This window comes from Geodermatophilus sp. SYSU D01105, from assembly GCF_054050095.1.
Genome location: NZ_JBJGYR010000020.1, coordinates 66,072 through 80,760 on the forward strand (window position 1 = coordinate 66,072; position 14,689 = coordinate 80,760).

Annotated in this window: 15 protein-coding genes; 7 read left to right on the forward strand and 8 right to left on the reverse strand. The window is 76.0% G+C overall.

Annotation, left to right across the window (positions count from 1 at the left end; all coding sequences use genetic code 11):
- Positions 1-207 precede the first annotated feature (207 nt).
- Genes ACI79I_RS18635 through ACI79I_RS18655 form a run of 5 tightly spaced genes read left to right on the forward strand, consistent with a single transcriptional unit; the run spans position 208 to position 3,854 of the window.
- Positions 208-909: an energy-coupling factor ABC transporter permease gene (locus ACI79I_RS18635; RefSeq protein WP_456993802.1), complete on the forward strand. Its 702-nt coding sequence runs from the start codon at positions 208-210 to the stop codon at positions 907-909.
- Positions 906-1,232: a PDGLE domain-containing protein gene (locus ACI79I_RS18640; RefSeq protein ID WP_456993803.1), complete on the forward strand. Its 327-nt coding sequence runs from the start codon at positions 906-908 to the stop codon at positions 1,230-1,232. The genes ACI79I_RS18635 and ACI79I_RS18640 overlap by 4 nt, the downstream gene beginning before the upstream one ends.
- A 1-nt stretch (position 1,233) precedes the next feature.
- Positions 1,234-2,016 (forward strand): cobalt ECF transporter T component CbiQ, encoded by a 783-nt coding sequence (gene cbiQ, locus ACI79I_RS18645; RefSeq protein ID WP_456993804.1) that lies wholly within the window; start codon positions 1,234-1,236, stop codon positions 2,014-2,016.
- Positions 2,013-2,759, forward strand: a complete 747-nt coding sequence (locus tag ACI79I_RS18650) for an energy-coupling factor ABC transporter ATP-binding protein (RefSeq protein ID WP_456993805.1) — start codon at positions 2,013-2,015, stop codon at positions 2,757-2,759. The genes cbiQ and ACI79I_RS18650 overlap by 4 nt, the downstream gene beginning before the upstream one ends.
- Positions 2,760-2,789: 30 nt before the next feature.
- Positions 2,790-3,854 (forward strand): threonine aldolase family protein, encoded by a 1,065-nt coding sequence (locus tag ACI79I_RS18655; protein ID WP_456993806.1) that lies wholly within the window; start codon positions 2,790-2,792, stop codon positions 3,852-3,854.
- A 75-nt stretch (positions 3,855-3,929) separates the two neighbouring features.
- Here the strand turns inward: ACI79I_RS18655 and ftsY are convergent, their stop codons facing one another.
- Positions 3,930-5,141 carry a signal recognition particle-docking protein FtsY gene (ftsY, locus tag ACI79I_RS18660; protein ID WP_456993807.1) on the reverse strand — a complete coding sequence of 404 codons (1,212 nt, stop codon included), beginning with the start codon at positions 5,139-5,141 and terminating at the stop codon, positions 3,930-3,932.
- 72 nt (positions 5,142-5,213) lie between these two features.
- Here ftsY and ACI79I_RS18665 point away from each other — a divergent pair, with 72 nt between their 5' ends.
- Positions 5,214-6,893, forward strand: a complete 1,680-nt coding sequence (locus ACI79I_RS18665; protein WP_456993808.1) for an alkaline phosphatase D family protein — start codon at positions 5,214-5,216, stop codon at positions 6,891-6,893.
- Between the two features lie 4 nt (positions 6,894-6,897).
- Positions 6,898-7,701 carry an endonuclease/exonuclease/phosphatase family protein gene (locus ACI79I_RS18670; protein WP_456993809.1) on the forward strand — a complete coding sequence of 268 codons (804 nt, stop codon included), beginning with the start codon at positions 6,898-6,900 and terminating at the stop codon, positions 7,699-7,701.
- Between the two features lie 88 nt (positions 7,702-7,789).
- Here ACI79I_RS18670 and smc read toward each other — a convergent pair whose 3' ends face one another.
- The 7 genes from smc to ACI79I_RS18705 form a co-directional block, all read right to left on the reverse strand.
- Positions 7,790-11,362 carry a chromosome segregation protein SMC gene (gene smc, locus ACI79I_RS18675; RefSeq protein WP_456993810.1) on the reverse strand — a complete coding sequence of 1,191 codons (3,573 nt, stop codon included), beginning with the start codon at positions 11,360-11,362 and terminating at the stop codon, positions 7,790-7,792.
- Positions 11,363-11,443: 81 nt separating this feature from the next.
- The gene (locus ACI79I_RS18680) at positions 11,444-11,635 is read right to left on the reverse strand and encodes a hypothetical protein (RefSeq protein WP_456946378.1); all 192 of its coding nucleotides are present in this window, start codon (positions 11,633-11,635) and stop codon (positions 11,444-11,446) included.
- Positions 11,636-11,784: 149 nt separating this feature from the next.
- Positions 11,785-12,054: an acylphosphatase gene (locus ACI79I_RS18685; protein ID WP_456993811.1), complete on the reverse strand. Its 270-nt coding sequence runs from the start codon at positions 12,052-12,054 to the stop codon at positions 11,785-11,787.
- A complete protein-coding gene (gene mutM, locus ACI79I_RS18690; protein WP_456993812.1) occupies positions 12,051-12,974 on the reverse strand; it encodes a bifunctional DNA-formamidopyrimidine glycosylase/DNA-(apurinic or apyrimidinic site) lyase in 924 nt (307 codons plus the stop codon). Before mutM ends, ACI79I_RS18685 begins: the two co-directional genes overlap by 4 nt.
- Positions 12,975-12,980: 6 nt before the next feature.
- Positions 12,981-13,790 (reverse strand): ribonuclease III, encoded by an 810-nt coding sequence (gene rnc / locus ACI79I_RS18695; protein WP_456993813.1) that lies wholly within the window; start codon positions 13,788-13,790, stop codon positions 12,981-12,983.
- A 20-nt stretch (positions 13,791-13,810) separates the two neighbouring features.
- Complete coding sequence (rpmF, locus tag ACI79I_RS18700; RefSeq protein ID WP_456922146.1) at positions 13,811-13,990, reverse strand: 50S ribosomal protein L32; 180 nt, start codon at positions 13,988-13,990, stop codon at positions 13,811-13,813.
- A gap of 2 nt (positions 13,991-13,992) precedes the next feature.
- Complete coding sequence (locus ACI79I_RS18705) at positions 13,993-14,565, reverse strand: YceD family protein (RefSeq protein ID WP_456993814.1); 573 nt, start codon at positions 14,563-14,565, stop codon at positions 13,993-13,995.
- Positions 14,566-14,689: the final 124 nt, after the last annotated feature.

A 14,689-nucleotide genomic window follows, 5' to 3' on the forward strand; every position in this document is an offset into this window, starting at 1 on the left:
CGCCCGACGGCACGCCGCTGTTTCCGCACGGTGAACTCCGGTCCGCGTGTCCGGCGCTCGTGTTCCAGTCGTGTTGCACGGCACCCCCGCGTGACCCCGGTCACGGACCCGGCCGCTTGTTGCAAGACGTGTGCAACTGCCAAGAGCCTGCAATAAGGTCGGTCCCGGTCGTCCGTTGCGGGTGGCCTGGATCTGCGAGGAGGCAGCGTGCACGTTCCCGACGGGTTCCTCGACGCCCCGACGTCGGTCGCGACCGGCGCGGTGGCCGCCGGGGCCGTGGCGGTGGCCCTGAAGGGCGCCCGGCGTGAGCTCGACGAGCGCACCGCCCCCCTGGCCGGCCTGACCGCCGCCTTCGTCTTCGCCGTGCAGATGATGAACTTCCCGGTTGGCGCCGGGACCAGCGGGCACCTCATCGGCGGCGCGCTCACCGCCGTCCTCGTCGGACCCTGGACGGCGGTGCTGTGCATGACCGTCGTCCTGCTGGTGCAAGCGGTCCTCTTCGCCGACGGCGGGCTGACGGCGCTGGGCACCAACGTGACGCTGATGGCGGTCGTCGCCGTCGGCGTCGCGTACGGCGTCTTCCGCCTGCTGACCGCCGTCCTGCCGCGGACCCGCACCGGGGTGCTGGCCGCCGCGGGCGCGGGCGCCTTCGTCTCGGTGCCCGTGGCGGCGCTGGCGTTCGTGGCCCTGTTCGCCGTGGGCGGTGTCGCCGACGTCCCGGTCGGCACGGTGGCCGCCACGATGGGCGGCATCCACGTGCTCATCGGCATCGGCGAGGCGGTGATCACCGTCGCGGTGCTCGCCGCCGTCCTCGCCGTCCGGCCGGACCTCGTGTGGGGGGCTCGACGGCTGCGCACCGCCGCCGACCTCGCCCCGCGTCCCACCGCTCCCGTCGGAGGTGCCCGGTGACCACGTCCCGGCGGACCCGCGGCTTCCTGCTCGTCGGCCTCCTGGTCGCCCTGCTCGTGGCCGGCGTGGGCAGCTACTACGCGAGCGCGCACCCCGACGGCCTGGAGTGGTCGGCCCAGCAGGAGGGCTTCCTGGACACCGCCCGCGACAGCGCCACGGCCGACTCCCCGCTGGCCGACTACGCCGTGGCCGGCATCGACGACGGCCGGCTCTCCGGCGGGCTGGCCGGGATCGCCGGGGTCGCGGTCACGCTCGTGCTGGCCGGCGGGCTGACCCTGCTGGTGCGCCGGCGCGGCCGCGACACCGCCGACGCGACCGACTGAGGTGGGCGCCGGGCACGGCGGCGCGCTGGGTGCCGCCTACGTGGCAGGGACGACCCCGGCGCACCGGCTGGAGCCGCACCTGAAGCTGGTGGCGGTCCTCGGCTTCGCCGTCGTGGTGGTGGCGACACCGGTGCACGCGCCGTGGGCGTGGGCCGCCTACGCGGGCTACCTCGCGCTCGTCCTCGGAGCGGCGGCCGTGGCCCGCGTCCCGCCGGGCCGGCTGGCCCGCAGCCTGGCCGTGGAGACCCCCTTCGTCCTGTTCGCGCTGCTGCTGCCGGTGGTCGCGCAGGGGCCGCGGATCGAGGTCGCCGGGCTCTCCCTGTCCCAGAGCGGGCTGGTCGCCGCCGGCGGGCTGCTGGCCAAGGCGACGCTGTCGGTGCTGGCCGCCACCGTGCTCGCGGCGACCACCGAGCCGCGGGCCCTGCTGCGCGGCCTGGAGCGGCTGCGGCTGCCGTCGGTCCTCGTGCAGATCCTGATGTTCATGTTCCGCTACGCCGACGTGGTCGGCGGCGAGTTGCGGCGGATGCGCGTGGCGCGCGAGTCCCGCGGGTTCCGCGGTCGCCACCTGGGGGCGCTGCGGGTGCTGGGCCCGGCCGCCGGGTCGTTGTTCATCCGCTCCTACGAGCGGGGCGAGCGGGTGCACCTGGCGATGCTGTCGCGCGGCTACACCGGCCGGATGCCCTCGGCCCCGGTGCCCGCCGTGGCCGCGCAGTCCTGGCTGGCCGCCCTCGCCCTCCCGGTGGCTGCCGGCGCCGTCCTGGCGTCTGGTCTGCTTCTCGGGTGAGCGCCCCGCCCTCCCTGGACGTCGAGGACCTCGCCTTCGCCTACCCCGACGGGCACCAGGCCCTGTTCGGGGTGGACCTGCGCATCGAGCGCGGCGAACGGGTGGCCCTGCTCGGGCCCAACGGTGCCGGCAAGACCACGCTCGTGCTGCACCTCAACGGCATCCTGCGGGGCGGGCGCGGCACGGTGACCGTCGCCGGGCTGCCGGTCGACCAGCGGCACCTGCAGGAGATCCGCCGGCGGGTCGGCGTGGTCTTCCAGGACCCCGACGACCAGCTGTTCATGCCCACCGTCGGCGAGGACGTGGCCTTCGGCCCACGCAACCTCGGGCTGCCCGAGGCGGAGGTCGCCGCCCGCGTGGCCGCGGCCCTGGAGCAGGTCGGCATGGCCGGCGTCGCCGACCGCCCGCCGCACCACCTCTCCTTCGGGCAGCGCCGTCGGGTCGCCGTCGCGACGGTCCTGTCGATGCACCCGGAGATCCTGGTGCTGGACGAGCCGTCGTCCAACCTGGACCCGGCGGGCCGCCGCGAGCTCGCCGAGGTCCTGGAGGCCCTGCCGGTGACGATGCTGATGGTCACCCACGACCTGCCCTACGCCCTGCAGCTGTGCCCGCGCTCGGTCGTGCTCGACGGCGGCGTCGTGGCCGCCGACGGGCCGACCCGCGAGCTGCTCGCCGACACCGAGCTGCTGCACCGCCACCGGCTGGAGCTCCCCTTCGGGTTCGACCCGAAGGCGGTGCCCTGACCCGTCCGCGGCCTCGGCGAGACTAACCCGGTGGACGACGACCTCCTCGCCCTGCGCGCCTCCTGCGACCGGTCCCTGAGCGGCCACGGCGAGTGGCGGGCCGGCGACCTGCTGGCCACGATCCCGGCGGACACGGCGCTGGACCGCTACGGCGACGGCGGCGTGGTCACCGACCTGGAAGCCGAGGTGGCCGGGGTGCTCGGCCTGCCGGCGGCGGTCTACGTGCCCAGCGGCGTGATGGCCCAGCAGGCGGTGCTGCGCGTGCACGCCGACCGGCGCGGCCGGCGCACCGTGGTCTTCCACCCCGAGTGTCACCTGGCCCGCCACGAGGAGCAGGCGCTCGAGCGGCTGCACGGCATGGTCGGCCGCCCTGTCGGAGACCGGGACCGGCCGCTGCTGCGCGCCGACCTCGACGGGGTCGCCGAGCACCCGGCCGCGCTGCTGGTCGAGCTGCCCCAGCGCGACCTCGGTGGCCGCCTCCCCGCGTGGGACGACGTCGTGGCGCAGGCCGTCTGGGCCCGGGAGCGCGGCGCGGCCGCCCACCTCGACGGCGCCCGGCTGTGGGAGGCCTCGGCCGGGTATGACCGCTCCCCCGCCGAGATCGCCGCGCCGTTCGACACCGTCTACGTCAGCTTCTACAAGGGGCTCGGCGCGCTGGCCGGCTGCTGCCTGGCCGGGCCGGCCGACGTCGTGGCCGAGGTGCGGGAGTGGCGGCGCCGGATGGGCGGCACGGTGTTCGGCATGTGGCCCGGGGCGGCGTCGGCCCTGACCTGCCTGCGCCGCCGGCTGCCACTGATGCCGGCCTACCTGGGCCGTGCGCGCGAGGTCGCCGACGCGGTGCGCGACCTGCCCGGCGTCACCGTCGTCCCCGACCCGCCGGAGACGCCGATGCTGCACCTGCTGCTGCGCACGACGCCGGAGGCGTTCGCGGCGGCGGCCCGGGTGCTGGCGGTCGAGCACGGGCTGTGGACCTGGCCGCGGGCAGCCCCCACGGGCGACCCCGCGATCGTGCGGGTGGAGCTGTCGGTCGGCGACGCGACGATGGCGCTGCACGACGAGGATGTCCGCACCGCGGTCACGGCGCTGACCCGCTGAAGAAGGGCCCCTCCTCCAGCCCTCGCATGCTCGGGCCGAGCCTCGGGAGGCGACCGGGGAGGAGGGGGTCCTCTCTCAGTCCGCCCCGCCCACCAGCGCCTCGGCGAAGGCCTCCGGCTCGAACGGTGCCAGGTCGTCGGCCCCCTCCCCGAGCCCGACGAGCTTCACCGGGATGCCGAGCTCCCGCTGCACGGAGACGACGATGCCGCCCTTGGCGGTGCCGTCGAGCTTGGTGAGGACGACGCCGGTGACGTCGACGGCGTCGGTGAACACCCGGGCCTGCACGACACCGTTCTGTCCGGTCGTCGCGTCGAGCACCAGCAGCACCTCGGTCACCGGGGACTGCTTCTCCACGACCCGCTTGATCTTGCCGAGCTCGTCCATGAGCCCGCCCTTGGTGTGCAGCCGCCCCGCAGTGTCGACCACCACCGTGTCCACCTCGGCCTCCACGCCGGTGCGCACCGCCTCGAAGGCGACCGACGCCGGGTCCGCGCCCTCTCGGCCCCGCACGGTCAGGACGCCGACCCGCTCCCCCCACGTCTCCAGCTGGTCGGCGGCCGCGGCGCGGAACGTGTCGGCCGCGCCGAGCACCACGCTCTTCCCGTCGCCGACGAGCACCCGGGCGATCTTGCCGACCGTCGTCGTCTTGCCCGCCCCGTTGACGCCGACGACCAGGACGACGCCGGGGCGGCCCTCGCGCCGGTCGACGCCCAGGTGGCGGTCGAGGTCCGGGCCGAGGACGGCGGTGAGCTCCCGCACCAGCAGCCGGCGCAGGTCGGCCCCGGAGGCGGTGGCCAGCACCATCGACTGGGTCCGCAGCCGGTCGACGATCTGCTGCGTGGCGGCCACGCCCACGTCGGCGGCCAGCAGGGTCTCCTCGACCTCCTCCCAGTCGTCCTCGGTGAGCTTCTCGCGGGCGAGGACGGTCAGCAGGCCGCGGCCGAGCGAGGACTGCGAGCGGGCCAGCCGCGAGCGCAGCCGGACCAGGCGGCCCGCCGACGGCGGCGGGGTCTCGAAGACCAGCCCCGGCTCGGGCTCGGCCGGCGGCAGCGGGGCGGGTGGCGCGGGCGGCGCCTCCGGTGGCTGGACCGTCCCCTGCCCGCTGGCCGTCGCGCCGGACGGGCGGGGTTCCTCGGTCGGGGCCGGCGGGCGCGGACGGGTCAGCGTCGTACCGGCGGCGGCGTCGTCGTCCAGGCGGGTGGTCCGCCGGCCGCGACCGACGAGGAGGCTGACCCCGAGGACCAGGGCGACGACGAGGATCGCGACCGCGATCAGCACGAACTCCATGGCCGACAGTCTCCCAGCACCCGACTCACCGGGACTGGGCGATACACAGGTCCGTGGGCCAGGCTGTGCGGCATGCCCCTGCCCGGCCGCGAGTCCCCGGTCCTCCTCCTCGGTCCGCTGCTGCGGCACGTCGACCCCGTGTCGGCCACCGTCTGGGTCGAGACCGACCGCCCCTGCGAGGTCGAGGTGCTCGGCCGGCGGGCCCGCACCTTCACCGTGGCCGGCCACTGCTACGCCCTGGTCGTCGTGGAGGGCCTCGAGCCGGGCAGCACCACGCCGTACGAGGTGCACCTCGACGGCGAGTGGGTGTGGCCGGAGGCGACCTCACGGTTCCCCGCCAGCCGGATCCGCACCCCGGGCCGCCCCGGACCCTTCCGGATCGCCTTCGGCTCCTGCCGCTACGCCACCCCCAGCACCGTGGACGCGGCCGAGGGCATCCCGCCCGACGCGCTGGACACCTACGCCGCGCACCTGGCGGGTCAGCCGGAGGACACCTGGCCCGACGCCCTCGTGCTGCTCGGCGACCAGGTGTACGCCGACGAGCTGACGACGGCGACCCGCTCCTGGCTGGCGCTGCGCCGCCAGGAGCACACCCCCGAGGGCGCCCAGGTCGCGGACTTCGAGGAGTACACCCGGCTCTACGCCGAGTCCTGGAGCGATCCCCAGGTCCGCTGGCTGCTGTCGACGATCCCGTCCTCGATGATCTTCGACGACCACGAGATGATCGACGACTGGAACACCTCGGCGGCCTGGCGCCGGGAGACCACCGGGGAGGACTGGTGGGAGGGCCGGATCGACGGCGGGCTGGTCAGCTACTGGGTCTACCAGCACCTGGGCAACCTCAGCCCGCAGGAGCTGGCCGAGAACCGGACCTGGCAGGCGGTCGGCGAGTCCCCCGACGACGCGGAACCGGTGCTGCGGGCGATGGCCCGGTCGGCCGACAGCGACCCGCGGTCGGTGCGCTGGAGCTACGTCCGCCACTGGGGCGAGGCGCGGATGGTGATGATCGACAGCCGCGCCGGCCGGGTCCTCGACGAGCACGACCGCAAGATGCTCGACGACGACGAGTTCGCCTGGGTGGAGGCGGCGATGCACCGCGCGGTCGAGGAGGGCGTCGAGCACCTGATCCTGGGCACCTCCCTGCCCTGGCTGCTGCCCCATGCCATCCACGAGATCGAGCGGTGGAACGAGACGCTCAACCGGCGCCACCTGGGCGGGCCGGTCGGCTGGCTGTCGGAGAAGCTGCGCCAGGCCGCCGACCTCGAGCACTGGGCCGCGTTCGGGAACTCCTTCGAGCGGCTGGGGAGGGCCCTGGCCGCGATCGCCCGCGGTGAGCACGGCCGGGCACCGGCGACCGCGCTGGTCCTCTCCGGCGACGTCCACCACGCCTACGCCGCCGAGCTGGTGCGGCCTCCCGGTCTCACCACGCGGGTGCACCAGCTGACGGTCTCCCCGCTGCACAACCAGGCGCCGCACCCGATCAAGGTCGGGTTCCGGATCGGCTGGAGCCGCTGGGCGCGGCGGCTGACGACCGGGATCGCCCGGCTGGGCCGGGTGCAGCCCTCCGAGCTGGACTGGGCCAAGGTCACCGGCCCGTGGTTCGGCAACCAGCTCGGTGAGCTGGTGCTCCACGACCGCGAGGCGCGCTTCCGCTTGTTCGTCTGCGAACGGGACCGGCTCGGGGGGGATTCCCTGCGGGAGGTCGCCGACCTGCCGCTGTCCGACCGCGTCGCCGCGGAGGTGACAGGCTGAGCGGGTGACGCGACCCGCTCCCACCCCGGGGCAGCCGCCGATCCGCGTGCGGCTGGCCACCTTCAACACCCACCACGCCGTCGGGGACGACGGTCGCCACGACCTCGCCCGGCTGGCCAAGGTGATCGCCGCGGTCGACGCCGACGTCGTCTGCCTGCAGGAGGTGGACCGGCGCTTCGGCGACCGCAGCGAGGACGTCGACCAGGCGCTGCTGCTCTCGCGGGCGCTGGACATGCACCTGGCGTGGGGGCCGGCGATCGACGAGCCGCGCGGCGGCGAGCAGACCATGCGCCGCCAGTACGGCAACGCGCTGCTGTCGCGGCGGCCGATCCGGGACGACGCAGTCCACCGGCTGCCCGGCGACGGCGAGCCGCGCAGCGCCCTGCGCGTGCGGGTCGAGCTCGACGGCGGGGCGTTGTGGGTGACCACCACCCACCTGTCCACGCGCCCGCCCGAGCAGCGGGCGGCGCAGGCCCAGGTGCTCGCGGACCTGCACGCCGACCCGGCCGAGGCCGGTGTCCTGGTCGGCGACTTCAACGCCGAGCCCGGCTGGCCGGAGCTGGCCGTGCTGCAGGCGCGGTTCGCCGACGCCTGGGAGCTCGCCCGCGAGCGCGACGACCGGGCCGGGTGGCGGTTCTGGCAGCACGCCCAGGGTCGCACCCACCCCGCCCGGCGCCCCCACCAGCGGATCGACCACGTGTGGGTCACCCCCGGGATCGAGGTCGCGGCGGCGCGGGTGCTCGACGGTGCCGGCGCGTCGGACCACCTGCCGCTCGTCGTCGACCTGGAGGTCCCCGCCGGCCCGTGACGCCCGGCGGTGTCGGAAGCGACACCGCCGTCCGCGGGGCTCAGGACAGGGGCATCGCTCCCGACACCGCCGATGGGTGGCGGCTGCCTCAGGCGGACTCGGCCTCGGGCTCCCGGAGGCGCTGGCTGATGACGCCGGTGATCCCGTCGCCGCGCATGCTCACGCCGTAGAGGGCGTCGGCGATCTCCATCGTCCGCTTCTGGTGCGTGATGAGGATCAGCTGCGAGGTCGACCGCAGCTGCTCCACCAGGGTGAGCAGCCGGCCGAGGTTCACGTCGTCCAGCGCCGCCTCGACCTCGTCGAGGACGTAGAACGGCGAGGGACGGGCGCGGAAGATCGCCACGAGCAGCGCGACGGCGGTCAGCGAGCGCTCGCCGCCCGACAGCAGCGACAGCCGCTTGACCTTCTTGCCCGGCGGGCGGGCCTCGATCTCGACGCCGGTGGTGAGCAGGTCCTCGGGGTCGGTCAGGTACAGCCGACCCGAGCCGCCGGGGAACAGGGTGGCGAAGACCTGCTCGAACTCCCGCTGCACGTCGGCGAAGGCGGAGGCGAAGACGTCGTGGATCCGCTCGTCGACCTCCCGGACGACGGTCAGCAGGTCCCGGCGGGTCGCCTTGAGGTCCTCCAGCTGCGTGGCGAGGAAGGTGTGCCGCTCCTCCAGGGCCGCGAACTCCTCCAGCGCCAGCGGGTTCACCTTGCCCAGGGTGGCCAGGTCGCGCTCGGCCCTGGCGGCGCGGCGCTCCTGGGCGGCACGGTCGTAGGGCACCGGCTGCGGCTCGGGCTCCCCCGCCGCCTGGGCGGCGGCCACCTGGGCGGGGGTGGGCGGCACGGCCGCGGCGGGGCCGTACTCGGCCAGCAGCGTCGGCAGGTCGACGCCGTACTCCTCGGCGGCCCGGCCCTCGAGGGTCTCGATCCGGTACCGCTGCTCGGCGCGGGCGACCTCGTCGCGGTGCACCTCGTCGGTCAGCCGCTCCAGCTCGGCGGTGGCCGCACGGACCGCCGTCCGGACCTCCAGCAGCTCGGCCTCCCGCGCGGTGCGGACCCGGGCCAGCTCGTCGCGCTCGGCGGCGGCACGGGCGAGGCTGGTGGCCAGCGCGGTCAGCGCCGTGTCCGCTCCCGCGCGCACCCGGGCGGCCACCTGCGCGCCCCGCTGGCGGGCCAGCCGGGCCGCCGCGGCCCGCTCGCGGGCGGCACGCTCCTGGCGGGCCTGGCGGCGCAGCGACTCGGCCCGGCCGGACAGCGCCCGGGCGCGCTCCTCGGCGGTGCGGACCGCCAGCCGCGCCTCGGTCTCGGCCTGCCGCGCGGCGGCGGCCTCCAGGCGCAGGCGGTCGCGGGCGGCGGGATCGGGCTCCTCCTCCACCGGCGCGGCCTCGGCCTCGGCGAGCCGCAGCTCGAGGTCGCTCAGCGCGGCCTGCGCCTGTTCCAGCGCCTGCTCGGCGCGGACCCGGGCGGCAGCGGACCGCTCGGCCTCCGCGGCGGCCGAGCGGGCAGCGGCACCCAGCTCGGCCAGGTGCGCGGCGACGACGGAGCGGGTGCGGTCGGCCGCCTGCCGCGCGGCCAGGGTGGTGTCGACGTCGGCCGAGCGCTCCCGTGCCGTGTCCCGCGCCGCGGCGAGGCGGTCGGCGAGGTCCGCGGCGCGCTCGGCGGCGGCGGTCAGCTCCCGCTCGGCCTCGTCGACCCGGGCGCGGACCTCCAGCCCGGAGGGGGCGTTGGCCTGCCCGCCGACCGCCCAGTCGGCGCCGACCAGGTCGCCGTCGGCGGTCACCGCCCGCACCCGCGGGTGGGTGCCCACGAGCGCGACGGCGGCGGCCAGGTCGGGCACGACCGCGACCCGGTCCAGGGCTCGGGCCAGCGCGGGCCGCAGCTCCTCGGGGGCCGTCACGAGGTCCAGCGCCCAGCGCGCGCCCTCGGGCAGCTGCGGCCAGCCCTCGCGGGGCAGCGCGGGCAGACCGCCGGTCACGAGCAGCCCGGCACGGCCACCGTCGACGTCCCTCAGGTGGGCCAGCACGGCCGCGGCCCCGGCGACACCGTCGACCACCAGCGCGTCGGCCATGCCGGCCAGGGCGGCGGCCAGCGGGACCTCGGCGCCGGGCTCGACGGCGAGCCGCTCGGTCACCGGGCCGAGCACGCCGGGCAGGCCGGCGGCCAGCGCCGCGGCGGACCCGTCGGCCGGGGCCAGGCCCAGGGCCAGCGCGTCGCGGCGGGCCTGCCAGGACGCGCGGTCCCGCTCGGCAGCCCGTTCGGCGGCGGCCAGCTCGGTGACCGCCCGGGCGGCCTCGGCGTGCGCGGCGACGGCGTCGGAGTGGGCGGTGACCAGGGCGACGTCGGTGTCCTCCTGGGAGGCGACCTCGCCGCGGCGCTCGGCCAGTCGCTCGGCGGCGACCTCGGCGCGGTCGGCGGCCTCCCCGGCGGCCAGTGCCAGCCGCTCGATCTCCGCCTCGCCGGCCGCGACGCGCGACCGCGCGGCGGCGACCTTCCCGGACAGCCGCGCCAGGCCCTCGCGGCGGTCGGCCAGCGCCCGCGCAGCGGCGACCCAGGCGCGCTCCTCCTCGGCCAGCGTGGCCTCGGCCTCGGCCCGGGTGGTCACCGCGGCGGCCAGCCGGCTCCGCTCGGCCTCCAGGCTTGCCGCGAGCTCGGCCTCGGTGGCGGCGACCCGGTCGGCCTCGGCCTCCAGCTGCTCGGGGTCCCGGCCGCCGGTCGGCGAGGCCGGCACCGCCGAGAGGTGCCGGTGGCGCTCGGCGGCCAGCTGGGCGACTCCGCGGAACCGCTCGGTCAGCGCCGAGAGCCGGTACCAGGTCTCCTGCGCCGAGCTCAACAGCGGCGCGTCGGCGGCGAGCTCGGCCTCCAGGGCCGCCTCACGGGTCGACGTCCGGGCCAGCTCCGCCTCGACGACGGCCCGCCGCTGGCGGGCGGCGGTCTCGTCGGCGACGTCCTTGTCCAGGGCGTCGCGCAGCTGCACCAGGTCGTCGGCGAGCAGCCGCAGGCGGGCGTCGCGCAGGTCGGCCTGGACACCGGCGGCGCGACGGGCCACCTCGGCCTGCCGGCCCAGCGGCTTGAGCTGGCGGCGCAGCTCGGCGGTGAGGTCCCCGAGCCGGTCGAGGTTGGCCTGCATCGCATCGAGCTTGCGGAGCGCCTTCTCCTTGCGCTTGCGGTGCTTGAGGACACCGGCGGCCTCCTCGACGAACGCGCGGCGGTCCTCCGGACGGCCGGAGAGGACGGCGTCGAGCTGCCCCTGCCCCACGATGACGTGCATCTCGCGGCCGATGCCGGAGTCGCTGAGCAGCTCCTGGACGTCGAGCAGCCGCACCTTGTCGCCGTTGATCTCGTACTCGCTCTCACCGGAGCGGTACATCCGGCGGGTGATCGAGACCTCGGTGTACTCGATCGGCAGCACGCCGTCGGCGTTGTCGATGGTGAGGGTGACCTCGGCCCGGCCGAGCGCCGGGCGGCCGGCGGTGCCGGCGAAGATGACGTCCTCCATCTTGCCGCCGCGCAGGCTCTTGGCCCCCTGCTCACCGAGGACCCAGGCGATGGCGTCGACGACGTTGGACTTCCCGGAGCCGTTGGGGCCCACGACGGCGGTGATCCCCGGCTCGAGGCGCAGGGTCGTCGCGGACGCGAAGGACTTGAAGCCCTTGAGCGTCAGGCTCGACAGGTGCACAGGATCAGTGGGAGGACCCCGTCCCTCTCACCCCTCGCACGCTCGGGGCGAGCCTCCGGGACGGGGCCGGAGCTCCGCTCTTTAGGCGAGCGCCGGCTCGGCGTTGTCGCCGGCCATGCTGAGCAGCTCGTGGGCGATGGCCGCGTCACGCTGAGCGCGCAGCTGCTGCAGTTCCTGCTCCAGCCGGCGCACCTTGGCCCGCAGGACGGCGTTCTCCTCGACTACTCGGAGCTCCGCGGGGGTGACGACGTGACCGAACAGGGCCTTGGCCATGGCGGGAACGGCCTTTCGACTGCGTTGAGGGATGACCTGCGCCCCGTACGACGGTCGGCGCGGTCCGTGTGTTCCCAGGGTGACAGGCCAGGTCACGCAGGTCAACGCCGACCCTGCACACGTCACGTGTCAGGGGGATGTCGCGTTCGTCACCCTGTGGTGAAGTCGGTGCCGCCCCGGGCCGGTTCGTCCCGGACGTCGACACCCGTGACCGCGCCGGGCGCAGCCGGGCCGTCCAGATCGGCCAGGACGGCGGCCACCGCGGCGTCCTCCCCCTCGAGGACGACCTCGACCCGCCCGTCCGGCAGGTTGGTCGCCGAGCCCGCCAGCCCCGCGGCCTCGGCCCGGCCGCGCACGAACCACCGGTAGCCGACCCCCTGGACCGAGCCGGACACCACGGCGACCGCGCGGCGCGTCACGGCCGGGCTGCCCGCGTCCCGGCGGCCGCCCGGCGGGCGCGGGGGCGCGGCTGGCAGGACGGGCAGCTGTAGCTCGACCGGTTCATGAACGACTCGCGGATGATCGGCGTGCCGCAGCGGGGGCAGGGGCGGTCCTCCTGGCCGTAGACCGCGAGGAACCGGGAGAAGTAGCCGCTCTGGCCGTTGACGTCGACGTACAGCGAGTCGAAGGAGGTCCCGCCCTGCGCCAGGGCCTCCCCGAGCACGTCGCGGACACCGCTGAGCAGGTCCTCGACCTGGGCGCGGGTCAGCTTGTCGGTGGGGCGGGCGCCGTGCAGGCGGGCCCGCCACAGCGCCTCGTCGGCGTAGATGTTGCCCACCCCGCCGATCAGGGTCTGGTCCAGCAGCGCCCGCTTGACCTCGGTGCGCCGTCGCCGCAGGGCCGCGCTGAAACCGGCGGTGTCGAAGGTGTCGTCGAGGGGGTCGATGGCGATGTGCGCCAGCCGCGGGGGGAGCCCGGCTGCCTTGCTCCCGGCCTCGCTCTCCCCGGCCTCCTCGACCGCCAGCCCGCCGAACGTGCGCTGGTCGACGAACCGCAGCTCGCGGCCGCCGTCGGTGAAGGTGAAGCGCGCCCGCAGGTGCGTCTCGTCGGGCTGGGACGGCTTCTCGACCAGCAGCTGGCCGCTCATGCCCAGGTGCGCGACCAGCGCCGCACCGACCGGGGTGCCGTCGGGCTCGGCGAGCGGCAGCCACAGGTACTTGCCACGGCGGCGGGCTGCGGTGAACGTGCGGCCGGTCAGCGCCGCGACGAAGTGGTCGGTGCCCTCCAGGTGCCGGCGGACCGCGCGCGGGTGGGTCACCTCGACGGAGGCGACGGTGCGCCCGGCGACCCAGCGCTCCAGGCCGCGCCGGACCACCTCGACCTCGGGCAGCTCGGGCACGGCGGGTCAGTCCTCGGCAGGTGCGGCCGACGCGGGGTCGCCATCGGCGGGCGACGTGGACAGTGCGCGCCACGCGGCCTCGGCGGCCTCCTGCTCGGCGGCCTTCTTCGTGCGGCCGGAGCCGCGGCCGCGGACGGTGCCGTCGAGGACGACGTCCGCGCTGAAGGTCTTCGCGTGGTCGGGGCCCTCGTCCTCGACCACGTAGGTCGGGGCACCCAGGCCGAGGGCGGCGCCGAGCTCCTGCAGGCTGGTCTTCCAGTCCAGACCGGCGCCGCGCGTGGCGGCCTGGTCCAGGAGCGGGTCGAACAGCCGGTGCACGATGGCGGCCGCGGCGTCCAGGCCCAGACCGACGTGGACGGCGCCGATCAACGCCTCGACCGCGTCGGCGAGGATCGAGTCCTTCTCCCGGCCGCCGGTGGTCTCCTCACCGCGCCCGAGCAGCAGGTGCGGCCCCAGCCCGCCGGCGCCGAGCCGCCGCGCCACCCCGGCCAGGGAGGCCATGTTGACCACCGAGGCGCGCAGCTTCGCCAGCCGGCCCTCGGGCAGCTCGGGGTGGCGCCGGTACAGCTCGTCGGTGACCACCAGGCCCAGCACGGAGTCCCCGAGGAACTCCAGGCGCTCGTTGGTGGGCAGCCCACCGTTCTCGTACGCGTAGGACCGGTGGGTCAGCGCCAACGCCAGGAGGCCGCCGGGCAACTCGACGCCCAGGGCGTCGCGGAGCCAGGCGGCCGACCGTTCGGCGTGCGCCTGCCCCGCCGGCGAGCGGCCGGGAGCCCCTCCCGGTGCGGGTGGGGTCCCGGTGACCGGCGTCGCCACGGCGGGTCGACTCGTGGAGGTCAGACCGAGAGGACCTGACGGCCCTCGTACTGACCGCAGTTCGGGCAGGCCTGGTGCGGCGGCTTGAGCTCGCCACAGGCCCGGTTCGGGCACGGCGAGAGCGTGGGAGCGGACGCCTTCCACTGCGAGCGACGCATGCGGGTGTTGGCGCGGGACATCTTCCGCTTCGGGACGGCCACGGTCAGTTCTCCTCTGGGTTGTCCGCACCGGGGGTGCCCGGTCCGGAAGCGAATCGGTCGGCCTGCGAGGCACCGAAGCGTTGTGCCAGTCCGGCCCAGCGCGGGTCGAGCACCTCGTGGGTGTGGTCGACCGGCAGGTCGTCGAGCCGCTGACCGCAGTCCACGCACAGCCCCGAGCAGTCCTCGGTGCAGGTGGGCGCCAGCGGCAGGCTGAGGACCACGAGGTCGCGGACCATCGGCTCGAGGTCGAGGTGGTCGCCCTCGACCCGCCGGACCTCGTCCTCCTCGCTGGTGGCCTCCGTGGTGCTGCCCTCGTAGGCGAACAGCTCCTGGACGTCGAGCCGGAGGGTGTCCTCGACCGGCTCCAGGCACCGCGCGCACGACCCGACGAGCGGGACCTCCACGTCACCGGAGACCAGCACGCCCTCCATCACCGACTCCAGCCGCAGCCGCAGCGCGACCGTCGCCCCCTCGGGGACGCCGATGAGCTCCACCCTCCAGTCCGCGGGAGCCGGGATGGTCCGGTCCAGCTCCTGCAGGGAGCCGGCCCGTCGACCCAGTTCCCGCAGGTCCACGCGCCAGGGGTTGGCAGCGGGGCGCCGGGCGTCCGGGGACGCGGCGCCGGAGCGGGGCGGCTGAGCGGCAGGCATGTCGGTACTCGCGGTAGGCAGCGGGGAGGGGCCGGCCGGGGCGCGAGGC